The sequence below is a fragment of the Streptomyces sp. NPDC056835 genome, from assembly GCF_042789485.1.
Lineage (GTDB): Bacteria > Actinomycetota > Actinomycetes > Streptomycetales > Streptomycetaceae > Streptomyces.
Genome location: NZ_JBHUBB010000001.1, coordinates 158,632 through 174,291 on the forward strand (window position 1 = coordinate 158,632; position 15,660 = coordinate 174,291).

Consider the following 15,660-nt stretch of genomic DNA (forward strand, 5'->3'; position numbering starts at 1 on the left):
CGGAAAGGCGCCGGGGAGGGACCGAGCCGTGCGTTGCTCCCGAGGTCGCACGCGAGGGCTTCGACGGCAACGAGTAGGGTCCCGGGTGATGTTGGGACGACGGGGGCGGGGAGCGGATGCGGCGCTGGATCAAGGTATCGGTGGCGGCTGCGGTGATCCTGGGCGTGGGCGGGTATGTCGCCGCGCCCTATGTGCAGGACTGGAGGCTGGCCAGGAACGCCTGCGACGGGGCGCTGCCCCAAGACGCGGTGGAACGGCTCACACCGGCGGACTCACGGCTGAAGTCCGAGGAGTCCCGGCAGATCGACGGGCTCGGCTCCTACTGGTGCCGCCTCACCCTTGAGGGCGACGAGGTGCGGGACAAGCGGTTCGTCGAGATGGAGGCGTACACCCGGCGGGAAGACCAGGACCGGGAGTTCATGGCCCTCTTCCCGCAGGCGGGATTCAACGGGCAGGCTCCGCTGCCCGACGGACTGCCCGGGTTTGTCGGCCAGTACGGCGCCATCCAGCTCCTGCTGGACTGCCCGGATCTCGGCAAGGACAGCGAAGGCAGACAGCGCAAGCTTCTGGTGAACACCCGGATGGGCCGCGACGTCAACAGCGAGGTCCCGGGAGCCGCGTACCGTACGGCCGTCGCGCTCACCAACTCGGCTTCGGAAAGGCTCGGTTGTGGCGCGAAGCCCCTTGAGGCCCCGAAGCGGGACGTCGCGTTGGCCGGCCCCGAGGAAGATCGGAAGACGGTGCCGCTGTCGGAGGCGAAGGACACGGCCTGCGGGTGGGTGACCGGGTCCGGGCCGGCCGAGAGCGCGGACTGGCGGGTGGACGTGGGCACGAACCGCTCGGCCCCCACGGGGCGATGCGACCTGTTCTACGGGGACGGGGAGTCCGGGGAGCAGGTGTCCCGGATGGTCTTCGTCTCCTGGTACGGCGACTGGAGCAACCGGCTCACTTCCCTGAACTCCCAGTACGAGCGCCTTTCCATGACGGCCACCGCCCGCTGCGGCGGCGAGGCCGCCAACTACGCGCTCGACACGTCCGATGACACTCCGGGGGTCGACAAGGCGGCGCGGCAGCGGATGTTCACGCGGTTCGCGGAGGATGAGGTGAGCCGGCGTGGCTGCTCCGGCCTGCGCTTCTCCTTCTGACGTCGTCGTGGGACCCGCGACGTCACTACCTCAGCCAGAGAGCGCGGACATACGCGTCATCCATCGATTGCCTTATCTCACGGGCGCGTTGCGACGGTACGTTCCGTTCCGCCGCCCAGCTGTCCAGCACCGTGAACAGCTGGTGCCGTCCGTCCATCAGATCACCGCGCACCGGCCCGCTGACCGGCCGGCGGGCGATGTCGCCCATCGGCGGCCGGGTGTCCAGCCGCTCCGACGCGGGACGGAACGCCCCCCGGGTGTGGGAACGCACTGACGCGTCGAAGGCGGCGAGATCGGGAATCGTTCCGTCCCTGGCGTAGCTGGCACGGTATTTCATGAGGTCACCGACCCGGTTCGCCAGGTCTTCAAGATCGTTGCCGGTCCAGGTCGTCGCGTCCGAGTCGTACCGATCCTTGTCGGGCGAGGCGCGGAAGGCGGGGTCGCCGCCGTCGTCGGTCAGCCGCTCCAGGTAGTGCGCGAGGTAGGCACGCTGGGCGTCGTAGAGGATCGCGAACGCCTCGGGGTCCTGGGCGAGTTCGGCGACCAGGAACTCGATGTCGGCTTCCGCGTCCGCGAGATCGTAGGCGTACTCGAAAGCGGCGTGCGCCTCGCCGGGGGCGAGGAAGCGACCGAGCCACACATAACCGTTCTCGTCGAGCCGTACCTCTTCGGGAGCTACCACGAGGCCGCTCGCGCGATCGTCGAAACGGTCCTCACGCCCGGCGTCCACGACATGCTCGGCCAGCATCCGGGCCACGCCCGGCGCGAGCCCCGCGGGCAGTTCGATGTCGTGGAGCGCGGAGGCCACCGCGTAGGCGCTTCCGGCCTGCGCCGTGGTGTGCGGCTCGCCGGGTCCCGTGGAACGGGTCGCCCCGTCCACGATGCGGCCCAGCACACGGGCGCCGTCGCCGCACACCCTCTCATGCGCCAGTAGTTCCTTCGCGGCCCCGAGGCGGGCGACCTCGCCACCGGGGTCGAGGGCCTTCGTGGCCGCCGCCGGGTCGTCGGCGAGGGCTCGCGCCGAGGCGGGCAGTCGCCAACAGGACTCGTCGTCACCGTCGGCGACGGCCAGCGGAATCACCACCGCGCCCGCCAGCACTACGACCGCCACCCCCAGGGCGAGCGGCCAGTGCTTCCTCAGCCGGTGCGACAGACCGCCGCTGTCGCTGTTCGTGTCGCTGCTCGTGTCGCTGCTCGTGTCACTGCCCCCGTTACGCATTCGGGCAGACTAGCGACCGCCGGTGCTCAGGGCCCCGTCGGGTCCTTGCCGACGAACGCCGCCGGAACACACCAGGGCGGGGTGCTCACTCCCCGCCGGTGAGTGAGCACCCCGCGCTGGTGTGTTCCGGTGCTCAGCGCGTGGAATCGCGGTTGAACAGCGACGTGGACCACCAGTAGCCGAGCACGATCAGGCCGACGCACCAGGTGAGCGCGATCCACCCGTTGTCGCCGATCTCCGTGCCGAGCAGCAGGCCGCGCAGGGTTTCGATGGCCGGGGTGAACGGCTGGTACTCGGCGATCGGCTGGAACCAGCCCGGCATCGTGTCGGCGGGGATGAAGGCGCTGGAGATGAGCGGCAGGAGGATCAGCGGCATCGCGCTGTTGCTGGCCGCCTCGGGGTTCGGGCTGGCCATCCCCATGCCGACCGCGATCCAGGTGAGCGCCAGGGCGAACAGTGTGATCAGCCCGAACGCCGCGATCCACTCCAGTGCCGTGGCGTCGGTGGAGCGGAAGCCGATGGCCACACCGACGGCGCCGACGAGGACCACGCTGGCGATCGACTGCAGCACGCTGCCGACGACGTGCCCGATGAGCAGCGAGCCTCGGTAGATCGCCATCGTGCGGAAGCGGGCGATGAGGCCCTCGGTCATGTCCATGGAGATGTACACCGCGGCCCCGATCACGGTGCTGCCGACGGTCATCAGCAGCAGGCCCGGGACGATATAGGCGATGTACTCGGAGCGGTCCGCTCCGCCGCCGCCGATGCCCGCGCTCATCACGTCGCCGAAGATGTAGACGAAGAGCAGTAGCAGCATGATCGGCGTGAGCAGCAGGTTCAGGGTCGCGGACGGGTAGCGCCAGGCGTGCAGGAGGTTGCGGCGCAGCATGGTGTTCGAGTCGCGTACGGCGAGGGAGAGGGCGCTCATCGGACGTTCTCCTTGGGCTGGTTGGGCTGGTTGGGGACGTTGGCCTGGTTGGGGACGTTGGCCGGGCCGGTCAGGGCGAAGAAGACGTCATCGAGGTCGGGGGTGTGCACGGTCAGTTCGTCCGCCTCGATGCCGGCCGCGTCCAGCCAGTCGAGGAGGGAGCGCAGCTCGCGCTGGCTGCCGTCGCTGGGGATGGACAGCGACAGTGCCTCGTCGTCCCGGGTGGTCTCGCGCAGAGCGGAGGCGGCGGACTGGTACGCCGCCGGGTCGGTGAAGCGGAGCCGGACGTGTCCGCCGGGGATCAGCCGCTTCAGCTCCTCGGCGGTGCCCTCGGCGGCGATCTTGCCGTCGTTGAGCACGGCGATGCGGTCGGCGAGTTCGTCGGCCTCCTCCAGGTACTGGGTGGTGAGGAAGACGGTGACGCCGTCGGAGACGAGGCCGCGGATGATGCCCCACATGTTGTGGCGGGCGCGCGGGTCGAGGCCGGTGGTCGGCTCGTCCAGGAAGATGATCCGCGGGTTGCCGACCAGCGTCATCGCGAGGTCGAGGCGCCGCTTCATGCCGCCGGAGTAGGTGGAGGCGGGCTTCTTCGCGGCCTCGGTGAGGTCGAAGCGCTCCAGCAGTTCGGCGGCGACTCGCCGCCCCTCGCGCTTGGACAGGTGGTGCAGGTCCGCCATGAGGAGCATGTTCTCCTCGCCGGTGATCAGCCCGTCGACGGCGGAGAACTGCCCGGTGACGCCGATCGCGGCGCGTACACCGTCCGGCGCTGTGGCGACGTCGTGACCAGCGACCTGGGCCTGCCCGCCGTCGGCGGAGATGAGTGTGGACAGGATCTTCACGGCGGTGGTCTTGCCGGCACCGTTCGGCCCGAGCAGTGCGAACACGGTGCCGGCCGGGATCCGCAGATCGATACCGTCGAGGACGAGCTTGTCCCCGTACGACTTGCGCAGACCGACGGTGGAGACGGCGGCCGGCGACGGGTGACCGTCCCCCTGCCTGGGCGTGGGCATGACAGAAGAAGGCATGGAGCCCTCCCATTCGAAGGCGTGGTGAGTGGTGAAGTGGACTTGGCTGTAAGGAGATCCGAGAGGAGATGGAGCGGGTCAGGGCCGGGCGCGGCGGACGTCGATGTTGCCCCAGTTGGTCCGGGCGCGGATCTTGACGGTGTCCTCGATTTCCTCCGGGGCCTCGGACGCGGCGAGCGCGTTGCGTACCTGCCCGCGGTTGGAGCTGACGTCGAGCCAGGCGGCGGTGCCCTCGCGGATACCGACTTCGATGGAGCCGTTGGAGGTCTCCAGCTGGACGTCGCCGCGAGCGACTTCGGCGACGCGCAGGACGCCGTTGGTGGTGGTGCCGGTGACCGACGCCTCGGCGCGCGCGATGTCGATGGCACCATTGGCGCCGTTCACCCGCAGCTCGCCGGTCACGGCGCCGACGGTCGTGGTGCCGTGCGAGTTCTTCAGGACGGCGGGGCCGTCTACGAGGCCGACACGCACATTGCCGGTGCTGCTGATGATCTCGGCCGCGCCCTCGACCCGGTCGACGGTGCTTGAGCCGTGCGACGCCTTCAGGTGCAGCGGGCCGGTCGTGTCGAGTCGGACGTCACCCGCCGAAGTCGTCACACGGACTTCGCCGAGCCGGCCCTCGCCGAGCACCCTGGCCCCGGCGCCGGTCACGTCGATGTTCGAGCCCGTGGGCAGTTCCACCGTCACGTCGACGGTGCCGCCGCGCCCGAGCAGATTGGCCTTGGGCGTGGTGACGGTCAGGGTGCCGCTCGCGTGGGCGACCTCGGTCTGGTCGGCCGTCCGTACGTCCAGGTCCTTCTTCGGGTCGCGGGGCCGCACCTCAACGACGGTGTCGGGGCGGTCGCCCGCGGTGAACTGGATGGAACCGGCGTACACGTAGGCGGTGACCGAAATCGGTTCGGGAGTGTCGAAAGAAGGCATGGCTGTCCCGTTCTCTTGGGTCTTCGGGGCGTCCCCGCTGGTGGGACGTGGTGTGGGATGAAGTCGTGCGGGCGCGGGCGCGGGCGCGGCTAGCGCACCCAGCCCGTGATGCTCTGTCCGACGGTCCGGGTCTTCTCCGTCGTACGCGGCCGGGTGCCGCCGTCGACCGCGGCCGATACGGTGCGCACCAGCCACGCGTTGACCGACAGGCCCTCGCGTGCCGCGGCCTCCTCGGCGCGGGCCTTGAGGTGGGCCGGCAGACGCAGATTGACGCGGGCGGTGCTGCCCTCGTCGGCGTCCGCCGGGGCCGGCGCATTGAGGTGTTCGACGGTCGCGGCCGGTTCCGCGGGGGCATCGCCGCCGTAGGTGGGCGGCGGTGTCACCACGAAGCTGGGGTCGAGCCCGCGCAGCCGTACGTCGACCGAGCCGGGGGCGAGATCGCGGGTGATCTCGTCCATCGCGGCGGAGAGCACATTGAGCATCGTCAGCCGGGTCGCCGACTCCAGAGGAGCGGTAAGCCGCTCGGCCAGCTCGCGGGCTTCTTCGCCACCGGCTTCGGCGGCCACCGCGAGTTCGCGGCGGAGGTTGTCGACATACGGCGTGAGGTCCATGACGCCATAGTGGCACTATCATGGCGCCACACGCAACCCCACAAGGGGAGTGATTGCGCGCCGAGGCCATACCAACGACCCTGACCTGCGAAAACATGCCGACACCGAGTTGCGTCAATGCGGCACCACATGGAGCCTTGGGTCTCTCTGGCACCACTGATGGCACCACGTGGCGCCACTACCGATCGCCGTCTGATCCGACAGCGGTTGGGCGGGAGCAGTTCGGCGGGAGCAGTTCGGCGGGAGACTGTGCTCATGCGTCTCCCCGCCGAAGCCGTGGCCGCCACCGCGTTGATCGAGGTCGTACGGATCTCCGCCCTCCCGACCAAGCAAGGTGCCCCGTACCCCGGCAGAGTGGTCGCCCATTGGGCCGGGAACGAAGCGTCCAACGCCCTGGCCCTGATCGGGAGCCTGCCAAGCGGCGAACAGCACCGCTGTGGCTTCTCTCCGGGCTGGAGCGTTCGCGCCTATGAGAACTCCCTCGAACTGGCCCTGTTCGAGGCGGCGTTCTGCTTCAACTGCCACGAGATCCGCATGCACGGAACAGCCGTCCCACCCACGCCGGCCACGCAGTTCTTCGACGCGGACAGTCCGCCGGCTCAGGCCCTCCTCACCCTCTTCCGCGCGGCGACGCCGTGACTACCCTGCCTGCGAGACCTGGAAGATGAGTGGTGATGGCCTCGTTCGTATATTTCCGCAAGGTCGCCGAGACAGGTGATTCCGTCGAATACGTCTTCGGCTTCGACACCGACGAACCGCCCCGTCGGCTTCTGGTGGACGTCAAGAGTCACAGGTCTCGCCCCATGGACGGTGAGATCGACTACGCCTTCCTCAAGGCCTCGCGCAAGATCAACGCCCTGCGCGAAGAGGCGTCACGGTGGCCCGATCAGGGGACGAGCATCAGCTGAGCAGGGAGTCGGTCGGGTTGACGTCAGGGATTCCGCCGGACCCGATCGACGTGCGGATGGCTCACAGGCCGTCACTCGCCAGTCGGCGAGGGCAGACCAGTTCAGGAACCGAACGGTTCGGGGAGCACGTCACCAGCGCCAGGGACAGGAACGAGGGACGTTCGAGGTAGATACCCATGGACACGTCACCACCCCATCCGAGCCGTTCGACGGCAGAGTTGACGAGCATGCTCAGGTGCGTGGTGTCCCGGACCGCGTGCGAGTCGAAGCGGGGCGCGAATTCAACCAGTCGGTCGCCGAGCCAGGCCGCCGCTTCCTTCGGCTCCTCCCAGGTACCCAGGACGGAAGTCCTGGACTTCATCAGCCAGTGCGCCGTCTCGATGGGCGGCAGATTGGATCGCGGGAACTCGGCCACAACCTCTCGGTACCGCTCCTGTAGCCGCGACCGTTCCCCGTCGCCCAATGCTGCGGCCGGGGGCGGGTCGGGATGCGGTGGCCGCCGCAGACCTTCCTCGTCGCTAGTCGCGTTGACGCATAAACCTGGTTGACGCCTCTTCCAAGTAGGCGGAGGCATCACCACCCGTTAGCGCGTGCGACCAAAAAAGATCGAACAGATTCAGGTGCTGGGTTATGTCTCTCGGATCGCGCAGCACTACTTCACCGGAGAACAGTTCGACAGTCACCAAACGGTCGTCATACACGACGAAGACATTCATCGGGGTGCCCGGAACCTGCGCCACTTCGGGAATGATCCCAATCTCCACATTGGGCTTCCCGTTGACCTGGGCCATGTGCGCGCACTGGGCCGCCATGGTCTCGGCACGCACACGCCGCCACCTGACAGCCTGTTCAGTCATCAGAAACCAGAAGGACCGTGACGTGTCCTCCAGGATGGCCTGACGGTCCAGGCGTGTCTGTACCGCTCGCGCGACGTCCCTCTTCGGGTCGCCGACGACGGTCGGCGACAGTGTCTCCGTCGCATACTCACGGACATGAAGCAGGCCCGTGGGAACGGCCGGCAAGAAATGCCGTATCACACGCGCCGAGGACTCAAGGGCTTTCAGCTCCGCCTGCTTGTGGTAGAGGCCGACCCTCGCGTGCGCGCGCCAAGACACGTAATCAACGTTCGCCCTACGGGTCAAACCAAGAATCTCCTCGGCGACTTCATTGGGTACGGCAAGCGCCTTGAGGATGCGTTCGACGTCCAGAACCGTCGGAAGCGCTCTGCCTGTTTCGATACGGCTGATCTTCGTTTGACTCATGTTGCAGCGAAGCGCCAACCGCTCGCCACTCAGACCGGAAGCACGACGAAGGCCCCGAAGGGCCTCCGCCAGATCTCTCCGCTCGCGTACTCGCTTTTCAGGTTCTATGGGCACTGAACGGTACTGCGCTTTCCAGGGCGAGATCCCGCCATGCGAGATACTTGTCAATGTCCGCCGGGTTCTGGTGTGGCGTACACGGTCGGGCACTCGCCGTTCCCGCACTTGCCATCACCCGCAGTTCTTCCACTCGGACCTCCTCCGGTCTGTGTGCTCAGAAAGTTACGGACGGTGTCACCCGCACTACAAGGCGGGCGCGGCTCAAGTCACGAAGTCGCATAGAACGGCTTCAGCGGCCCCTCAGGCGTGTTCTGTGGAGGGCCGCGAGAGCGAGGAGTTGGCGTTCCTCGTACGGCGTGGCGGGGCGGAGCGAGATGTGGTGCACCCGCCAGCGGAGGCCGGTGGGGCGTGTCAGGAGGACCATCGGGCCGGCGAAGCCGGTGATCTCCGCCGGCATGTCGTAGTGACGGTCGAACACCGCCATCCCGACGCGGAGTTCGCCAGGTCCCGGCCGCGACACCGGAAGCGGTCGCGGGCGCGGGCGCGCGAGAGGGCTCATTTCCAGTCCTCCGCGCGGCGATGCGGGTGATTGCGGAGTTCGTCGTTCCAGTCGCGCACCATGCGGCCATCGCCGACGGCTCGCGCTTCCTCGCGCTGTCGGCAGAGCGCCGCGCACACGTCGCACCCGGTTGCGGGAGTCGGCTCAAGTGCCGGTAGGTATACGGTCATCGCTCGTCCTCGCCGGGGCGGGGTGCCGAGTCAGGGCACGACGGGTGACCGCAGGCGCACGGCGGCCACTTGAGCGCGTCCCCGGGAGCGAGGTCCGCGCCCTCGGCGCTGGCGTCGTACACGGAATTCGGTACGACGAGCGAACCGTCCACCCCGTACGCGGCGATCATCAGCGACAGACGCCTGCGCGCCTCACTTCGCTTCATCGGCCAGCCTCCGCAGTCCGCGCTCCACGCGCCGCGCCAACTCCGGTGTCGGCTCAGCGAATTCCCATGGCACCCACTCGGGGGTCAGCACGACCACCTCGCAGTCCTCGGTGGCCGAGGCCGGTGCTTCCCTCTCTGCCATTGCTGCACCCCTCCGTCGTCGTGGCATTACTGTGTGTGTTCAAGATTCGGCATGCGTGCCTTCGCCGAACAGGGTTGAACGCACGTCAACGGGCCTGGGGTGAAGGAGAAAGAGGCATGGCGGACGAACGGAAAGGGCCGGTGGGACCGGTCAGTGGAGCTGCCTACTTCGGCAACGAGGTACGGGAGTGGCGGCTGGCCAGAGGGCTGAGCCAGCGGGAGGTGGGCGCACCGGCGCGGTACGGGCAGCAGTACGTGGCGAAGGTGGAGGCGGGAGACCGGATGGCGAGCCCGGAGTTCGCCGCCGGCTGCGACCAAGTCTTCGGTACGCCACGTACGTTCGCCCGGCTACGGGACCGCTGCGCGGAGAAGGGCGGCTATCCGGACTGGTTCGAGCCGTACGTCTTGCTCGAACGGCAGGCGTCCGCAACCCTGAACTTCAGCAACGGGCTGGTAGCGGGTCTGTTGCAGACCGAGGCGTACGCTCAGGCCGTCTTCCGAAAGGCGAATCCGACCGACACCCCGGAGGACATCGCTGTCAGGGTTGGGCTACGAATGAAGCGTCGTCAGGTACTGGAGCGCGAGAATCCCCCGCTGGTCTGGGTCGTCCTGGACGAGTCCTGCCTACGGCGTGTGGTCGGCAGTCCGGCGGTGATGGCTGAGCAGATGGCACACCTGATCAAGGAAGCGGAGTCTCCTCGCTTCACCCTTCAGGTGCTCCCGTTCAGTTCAGGGGCCATGTCCTGGCACTTGGGTTTCACGCTGCTGAAGTTCACCGACGATGAGCCCGACATGCTCTACCAAGAGACGCTGGGGGCAGGCCATGTGACCGACTCCCGGAAGACCGTGAAAGATGCGAGCGTGCTCTACGATCGATTGCGAGCCGACGCGCTCGGTCCGGAAGAGTCGGTCGTCATGTTGCGCAAGGTAATGGAGGACTGGACCTGATGAGCACACTCGATCTCTCCGGCGCACAGTGGGAGAAGTCCAGCTACAGCAGCGGCCAGGGCGGCGAGTGCGTCGAGTTCACCCGCACCTTCGCCTCCTCCGGCATCGTCCCCGTACGCGACAGCAAGTCCCCCACCGGCCCCGTCCTCCTGCTCACCCCCACCGCCTGGAACGACTTCGTCGCGTTCGCCGCACGCCCCACCCAGTAACCGGCACACCCGTGAGGGGACGGTGCTCCCCCACGGGTGACACGGCCCGGCTCTCAGTGCTCTCAGTCCTGGTACACCTTGTTCTTGCCCGGTCCGCCCGAGAGCGTGTCGTTGCCCGGACCGCCGTACAGCACGTCGTCGCCGCTGTTGCCGTACATCGTGTCGTTGCCCGCTTCGCCGTACAGCTTGTCGTTGCCCTTGCCGCCGTAGACCTCGTCGTTGTCGCCGCCGGCGCGCAGGATGTCGTTGCCGTCGTCACCGAACAGGGTGTTGATCTCGCCGGTTCCGGTGACGGAGTCGTTTCCGGCGCCGCCCCGGCATATGTACTGGCAGGCGCCGGTGAGGATGTCGTCGCCGGCGCCACCGTCGGCGCCGAGGCCGTTGCCGCCGTCGATGCGGTCGTTGCCGTCGCCGCCGTTGAACTGGTTCTGTCCGGTGCCCTTGAGGACATCGTCGCCCGAGCCGCCGTGGATCGCGGCGATGGCGCTGCTGTCGGAGGTGATCGTCGCCGTGTCGTCGCCGTCGCCGAGGTCGACCTCGTACGTGGTCGAGTCGTCGGAGCCCAGCGGGGCGGCGATCGTGCACTGGACGACGGTGTGATCGGTCGCCGAGGGGTACACGCAGTCGTCCCACTCGCTCGCGGACGCGTCGATGGCCATCTCGACCTGGTCATGGAAGGTGATGAGGTAATCGGACCCGAAGTCGGAGGGGTCGACGTCGATGTCCTCCACGGAGACCTTCACGTGGTTCGTCTGTCCGTCGGCGGCCTTGTACCAGAGCGCGCCGTCGTCGTGGACGAAGGTCGCCGGGCCCGTCACGGCTGTCGTGTCCGCCTGGGCGGCGGGTGCGGCTAATACGGCCCCGCTCAGGGCGAGGGCGAGGGTGGCGGCGGCGATGATTCCGTGCTTACGCATGCGGAAGTGACCCTTCTCGGAGCTGTAGTGGTCATGCCTGGCGCCGTCGGCGCCGGTGAAGCCGTCGTCGCCGCTGTGGGCGGCGAGTCGGGTGCGGTCGGTCGTTGTCCCGGACCACACGCTTAGACAGCGGCGCCGCGACGGCGGTTGTGTCGAGACGGCACTTCAGTTGCCCGGGGCGAACATGTCACTCCCGGGCTGCCTCGCGTTCCACTGGAGAACACCGGAAGGCAACCCACGCGCGGGGCGCCCCAAGGCGGGTCCTCGAAGTCACGCTTGCGGCCAGGCGTCGCCCCACTCCGTGTTTCTCGCCGCTCGGTACTGGGTGCCGTGGCGCTTGGTGACCGTCTCGCGGCGCAGGCCGTCATCCCTCGTACACAGGTCCAGAAGCACCTGGCCCTTGCGGATCTGTGGCTTCCGCGTCACCCGGGCCGGCGCCGGGTGCGCGTCGAAGCGGACCGCCGCGACATAGCTGAACTTCTCGTCCTCGTACGGCAGTGAGCCGCCCTTGACCTGGCGGTGCAGGGAGGAGCGGCTGACCCGCGCCGCGAAGTGGCACCAGTCCGTGCCCCGTTCGATCGGGCAGGCGCCATCGTGCGGGCAGGGGGCGGCGATTCGGTAGCCCGCCGCGATGAGCTGATCGCGGGCCTCGATGATCCTCAGATAGCCGTCGGGCGTACCGGGTTCCACGATCACCACGGCCTGCCCGGCTCGTGCCGCCTCGGCGACGAGTGCGGTGCGGTCGCGTTCGGTGAGTTCGTTCAGTACGTACGAGACCGTCACGAGATCGCTCTCCGGCAGCTTCAGCGCCGCGTCGATCCTGGCCCGGCGCCACTCGGCGGCGCGCAGCGCGGGCGCGTCCGTGGCGGCGGCCAGTTCGCGGCCCAGGGCCAGCGCGGGTTCCGCCCAGTCCAGAACCGTGGTGGTACGGGAATCACCGCCCTCCGCCCAGACCGCGTCCGCCGCCCAGACCCCGCTGCCCGTGCCGCCGCCCACATCGAGATGGCTTTCGGGCGCCCACTCGGGCGCCGCGTCGGCCAGTGCGTCCAGCGCGGCCCGTACCGCCTCGAAGGTGGCCGGCATCCGGTACGCGGCGTACGCGGCGACATCGGACCGGTCCCGGAGCACGGGCGCGTCCGTCGGGGTGGTGCCCCGGTAGTTGGCGATCAGCCGGTCGACGGCCTGGGCGGCCTGCTTGGGCGGCAGCCCGTCGAGGAGTCCGGCGAGCGCGGCGCGCAGCGCTTCGGCGGTGGAGAGGGTGGCGTTCACCAACGAATTTTAGGCCCGGAGACGGGCAGCGGGCGCCACCGGGAGGACAAGCGGGCACCCCGGACCGGGAAACGGACACAGCGCGCCCGGGTGCGCGGATCGAACTGCGAGGGGCACAGAAGCAGTTGCTACGCTGGCGATCCTTACCCCGTAGCCCTCTCACTGGGGACACATGAGACTGCGCGTGAGACAGTACCGGCCGCCCAGCACGGGGACCATGAGACAGCGGATCGTCCGTATGATCCTCGTCGGCGGGGTGGTCGTGCTGGCACTGCTGCTCCTGCTCGCCACCTGCGGCGGAGGCGGAAACAAGGCCGCCGGCACGAAGGACGACGGCGCGGCCGAGAAGCCGGTGTCGAACGTCCTGGACCGGGCGCCTCGGCTCAGCGTTCCCGCCGAGTACGACACCGAGCGCGGCTGGGAGATCGTCGGCGGCTCCCCCGATGCCGCCCTCGCCCATGACACGAACCGTCTCGCCTATCTGGAGCGGGTCGGCTCGGACCGGTTCCGGCTGCGGACGCTCGACCCCGAGACCGGGCAGCGCGGCTGGGACGGGGCGCCCTGGCGACCGCTGTTCTCCCCCGACCGGTTCCCCCGGCTGCTGTCCGTCACCAAGGGCGACCAGGAGTACTTCGTCACCTGGTCGTACGGGAAACTCAACACGGACGCGCTGCGCCCCGCCGATTCCATCGTCTCCCTCGACATCTACAACGCGGCCGACGGCTCCCGCCAGCGGGTCGAGACTCCCTGGGCAGACGCGCCGAAGGTGAGCGCCGCCGGGCCCGCCATCCTGATCAGTGACGGCAAGGCCACCAGCGCGGTGATCGATCCGGCGACCGCCGAGGTGGTCAAGGTCCCGCCGGGCTCGCTCGGCTACCCCAAGGGCTGCAAGGAGTGCCGCAAGCTGACCGAGGTGCGTGGGGTCACCGAGAAGGGGCTGCTGGTCAGCGGGGCCAAGGAGTTCTGGGTACGCGGCGGCTGGTTCAGCCGGCAGGGCGCGCCGAAGGACACCGACACCGCCTCGGGTGTGCCCGCCTCGATGGCGAGCGGCTACGTCCTCGCCAAGTGGCAGAAGAAGAAGGGCGCCCCGGACGCCCGTACGCACGAGGTCTGGGCGGTGCACGACGCGGCGACCGGCAAGGCCGTGGCGCAGGTGCGGTGCCGTAAGCCGGCCATCACCCCGGCCGATGACCCTCGCCTCATCGCCTCTCCCGACGGCCGTTACCTGATCGCCGGGCGGCTCGCCTTCGACCTGGACGAGAAGAAGGCGTACTGCTTCGAGGAGACGGACGGCACCCAGCCGCTGACCCTGACCACCGTGTCGGACGACGGCACGGCGTACGGCGCGGTGAGCGCCCGCAACACGGCGGACGCGCTGGCGGGCGGCGGCAACCCGGTCAAGGTGGACCTGACGACCGCCACGCCCGAGGCCCTGGCGACCAATGTGCGGCTGCCCAGCGCGGAGGGGGCGGGGGTCGGGCTCTTCCGCTGGACGGACTCGAAGGACCGCCCGCATCTGATCGGCTACCTGCGCCGGGACTGAGCGGGCGCCGGGGCGGGGAGAGCGCCGGGACTGAGAGAGCGCGCCGGGGCTGAGCGAGCCCCGGCGCGGACAGAGCCCCGGCGCGGACAGACCGCGAAGCGACGATCAGGCGCCGGCGGCCGGGCGCCCCAGCGGCTGCTGGTGCTGGTGCTGGTGCTGGTGCTGCTGCCACGGCCGTACGAAACCGAGGAAGCAGCCGAGCGAGCCGACCGCGCAGACCAGCTGCACGACCGCCATCGGGACGGCCGTGTCCTCGCCCGCGATCCCCACCAGCGGCGAGGCGATGGCACCGATCAGGAACGACGACGTACCGATCAGCGCGGACGCCGAGCCCGCGGCGTGCGGCGTCCGCATCAGCGCCGAGGCATTGGTGTTGGGCATCGCGAGCCCCATCGCGGACATCAGCACGAACAGCGCCGCCGCGACCGGGAAGAGCCCCACCGCTCCGAACACTCCGGAGGTCATCAGCAGCAGCGCCAGCGCGGCGACGGTGATGACCATGAGCCCGAAGCCCAGCACCCGGTCCATGCTGACCCTGCCGACGAGCACCTTGCCGTTGATCTGGCCGACGGCGATCAGACCGATGGAGTTGACGCCGAAGAGCAGGCTGAAGGTCTGCGGCGAGGCGCCGTAGATCTCCTGCACCACGAATGGCGAGGCCGCGACGTACGCGAACAGCGCCGCGAAGGCCAGACCGCCCGCCAGCATGTAGCCGGTGAAGATCCGGTCCGCGATCAGCCCGCGCATCGTACGCAGCGCCGCGACGGTGCCGCCGCTGTGCCGCCTCTCCGGCGGCAGCGTCTCGTGCAGCCACTTCCAGACGACCAGCGTGAGGATGACGCCGACCACCGTCAGGACGGCGAAGATGCCACGCCAGTCGGTGAGGCGCAGCACCTGTCCGCCGATCACGGGCGCGATGACCGGCGCGACGCCGGAGATCAGCATCAGGGTGGAGAAGAAGCGCGCCATCTCCACGCCGTCGTAGAGATCACGGACCACCGCGCGGGCGATCACGATGCCCGCAGCGCCCGCGAGACCCTGCAAGAGGCGGAATCCGATGAGAAGTTCAGTGGTGGGCGCGAGGGCGCAGATGGCGGTGGCGAGTACGTAGACGATCATGCCGAACAGCAGGGGCCGGCGCCGCCCCCACTTGTCGCTCATCGGGCCGACCACGATCTGGCCGAGCGCCATTCCCGCCAAACACGCGGTGAGGGTGATCTGAACCGTCGCCGCCGGTGAGTTCAGCGAGCGGGTGACCTCCGGCAGGGCCGGCAGGTACATGTCCATGGACAGCGGCGGCAGCGCGGTGAGCCCGCCGAGTACGAGGGTGACCAGCAGCCCGGCGCGGCGCGCGGCGGGGACATGCTCCCGCGGGGGTGCCTGCGGGGCTTGTGAGGGTGCTTGCGGGGGTGCCTGCCGCTGATCCGGAATCGGTGCCGAGCGACGCTGCTCGGGCGCTATATGTCCTTTACGTCCTTCGGTGGTTCGGCCGCCGTCCGGCATTCCTGTCTCCATGTCGTTGAATCCGTACCTATGCTCTCAGCTCAGCGGGAGCGGTCGAGACCTTTATTTGGGGCAGCCATGACAACGGGACAGATGTCACAACAGGGTTCGCAACAGGTGTC

19 protein-coding genes are annotated in these 15,660 nt (G+C 68.9%); 6 read left to right on the forward strand and 13 right to left on the reverse strand.

Translation table 11 applies throughout. The annotated features are described in order from the left end of the window. The first annotated feature begins 116 nt into the window (after positions 1-116). Complete coding sequence (locus ACFRMN_RS00695; protein ID WP_383011133.1) at positions 117-1,145, forward strand: hypothetical protein; 1,029 nt, start codon at positions 117-119, stop codon at positions 1,143-1,145. A 25-nt stretch (positions 1,146-1,170) separates the two neighbouring features. On the opposite strand, the gene ACFRMN_RS00700 is transcribed toward ACFRMN_RS00695, so the two are convergent. From ACFRMN_RS00700 to ACFRMN_RS00720, 5 genes are all read right to left on the reverse strand, one after another. Continuing rightward, on the reverse strand, positions 1,171-2,364 hold the full coding sequence (locus ACFRMN_RS00700; RefSeq protein ID WP_383011136.1) for a hypothetical protein: 1,194 nt from the start codon (positions 2,362-2,364) through the stop codon (positions 1,171-1,173). A 133-nt stretch (positions 2,365-2,497) separates the two neighbouring features. Beyond that, on the reverse strand, positions 2,498-3,292 hold the full coding sequence (locus tag ACFRMN_RS00705) for an ABC transporter permease (protein WP_383011139.1): 795 nt from the start codon (positions 3,290-3,292) through the stop codon (positions 2,498-2,500). Then, positions 3,289-4,317 (reverse strand): ATP-binding cassette domain-containing protein, encoded by a 1,029-nt coding sequence (locus ACFRMN_RS00710; RefSeq protein WP_383011142.1) that lies wholly within the window; start codon positions 4,315-4,317, stop codon positions 3,289-3,291. The genes ACFRMN_RS00705 and ACFRMN_RS00710 overlap by 4 nt, the downstream gene beginning before the upstream one ends. A 78-nt stretch (positions 4,318-4,395) precedes the next feature. Then, complete coding sequence (locus ACFRMN_RS00715) at positions 4,396-5,238, reverse strand: DUF4097 domain-containing protein (protein ID WP_383011145.1); 843 nt, start codon at positions 5,236-5,238, stop codon at positions 4,396-4,398. 89 nt (positions 5,239-5,327) lie between these two features. Further along, a complete protein-coding gene (locus tag ACFRMN_RS00720) occupies positions 5,328-5,849 on the reverse strand; it encodes a toxin-antitoxin system HicB family antitoxin (protein ID WP_383011148.1) in 522 nt (173 codons plus the stop codon). A gap of 255 nt (positions 5,850-6,104) precedes the next feature. Between ACFRMN_RS00720 and ACFRMN_RS00725 the strand changes: the two genes are divergently transcribed. Together ACFRMN_RS00725 and ACFRMN_RS00730 are read left to right on the forward strand one after the other, a co-directional pair. Further along, positions 6,105-6,488, forward strand: coding sequence for a hypothetical protein (locus ACFRMN_RS00725; protein ID WP_383011151.1), 384 nt, complete (start codon positions 6,105-6,107; stop codon positions 6,486-6,488). Positions 6,489-6,523: 35 nt separating this feature from the next. Next, positions 6,524-6,757, forward strand: coding sequence for a hypothetical protein (locus tag ACFRMN_RS00730; protein ID WP_383011153.1), 234 nt, complete (start codon positions 6,524-6,526; stop codon positions 6,755-6,757). Between the two features lie 61 nt (positions 6,758-6,818). On the opposite strand, the gene ACFRMN_RS00735 is transcribed toward ACFRMN_RS00730, so the two are convergent. The 5 genes from ACFRMN_RS00735 to ACFRMN_RS00755 form a co-directional block, all read right to left on the reverse strand. After that, a complete protein-coding gene (locus ACFRMN_RS00735) occupies positions 6,819-7,331 on the reverse strand; it encodes a hypothetical protein (protein ID WP_383011156.1) in 513 nt (170 codons plus the stop codon). Then, entirely contained in the window at positions 7,276-8,241 is a 966-nt protein-coding gene (locus tag ACFRMN_RS00740; RefSeq protein WP_383011159.1) for a helix-turn-helix domain-containing protein, read from the reverse strand. The genes ACFRMN_RS00735 and ACFRMN_RS00740 overlap by 56 nt, the downstream gene beginning before the upstream one ends. A gap of 124 nt (positions 8,242-8,365) precedes the next feature. Beyond that, positions 8,366-8,635 (reverse strand): hypothetical protein, encoded by a 270-nt coding sequence (locus tag ACFRMN_RS00745; RefSeq protein ID WP_383011162.1) that lies wholly within the window; start codon positions 8,633-8,635, stop codon positions 8,366-8,368. Between the two features lie 166 nt (positions 8,636-8,801). Next, entirely contained in the window at positions 8,802-9,011 is a 210-nt protein-coding gene (locus ACFRMN_RS00750) for a hypothetical protein (protein WP_383011165.1), read from the reverse strand. After that, positions 8,998-9,153 carry a hypothetical protein gene (locus ACFRMN_RS00755; RefSeq protein WP_383011168.1) on the reverse strand — a complete coding sequence of 52 codons (156 nt, stop codon included), beginning with the start codon at positions 9,151-9,153 and terminating at the stop codon, positions 8,998-9,000. Before ACFRMN_RS00755 ends, ACFRMN_RS00750 begins: the two co-directional genes overlap by 14 nt. Before the next feature lie 116 nt (positions 9,154-9,269). On the opposite strand from ACFRMN_RS00755, the gene ACFRMN_RS00760 reads away from it, so the two are divergent. Both ACFRMN_RS00760 and ACFRMN_RS00765 read left to right on the forward strand, forming a co-directional pair. Continuing rightward, a complete protein-coding gene (locus ACFRMN_RS00760; RefSeq protein WP_383011171.1) occupies positions 9,270-10,100 on the forward strand; it encodes a helix-turn-helix transcriptional regulator in 831 nt (276 codons plus the stop codon). After that, positions 10,100-10,309: a DUF397 domain-containing protein gene (locus ACFRMN_RS00765; protein ID WP_383011174.1), complete on the forward strand. Its 210-nt coding sequence runs from the start codon at positions 10,100-10,102 to the stop codon at positions 10,307-10,309. Before ACFRMN_RS00760 ends, ACFRMN_RS00765 begins: the two co-directional genes overlap by 1 nt. 62 nt (positions 10,310-10,371) lie before the next feature. Here the strand turns inward: ACFRMN_RS00765 and ACFRMN_RS00770 are convergent, their stop codons facing one another. Together ACFRMN_RS00770 and ACFRMN_RS00775 are read right to left on the reverse strand one after the other, a co-directional pair. After that, entirely contained in the window at positions 10,372-11,343 is a 972-nt protein-coding gene (locus ACFRMN_RS00770; protein ID WP_383011177.1) for a calcium-binding protein, read from the reverse strand. 150 nt (positions 11,344-11,493) lie between these two features. Further along, positions 11,494-12,492 carry a small ribosomal subunit Rsm22 family protein gene (locus tag ACFRMN_RS00775; RefSeq protein ID WP_383011180.1) on the reverse strand — a complete coding sequence of 333 codons (999 nt, stop codon included), beginning with the start codon at positions 12,490-12,492 and terminating at the stop codon, positions 11,494-11,496. A 217-nt stretch (positions 12,493-12,709) separates the two neighbouring features. Between ACFRMN_RS00775 and ACFRMN_RS00780 the strand changes: the two genes are divergently transcribed. Further along, positions 12,710-14,035 carry a hypothetical protein gene (locus tag ACFRMN_RS00780; RefSeq protein ID WP_383011183.1) on the forward strand — a complete coding sequence of 442 codons (1,326 nt, stop codon included), beginning with the start codon at positions 12,710-12,712 and terminating at the stop codon, positions 14,033-14,035. 105 nt (positions 14,036-14,140) lie between these two features. On the opposite strand, the gene ACFRMN_RS00785 is transcribed toward ACFRMN_RS00780, so the two are convergent. Further along, positions 14,141-15,538 carry a multidrug effflux MFS transporter gene (locus tag ACFRMN_RS00785; RefSeq protein WP_383012004.1) on the reverse strand — a complete coding sequence of 466 codons (1,398 nt, stop codon included), beginning with the start codon at positions 15,536-15,538 and terminating at the stop codon, positions 14,141-14,143. Positions 15,539-15,660 lie beyond the last annotated feature (122 nt).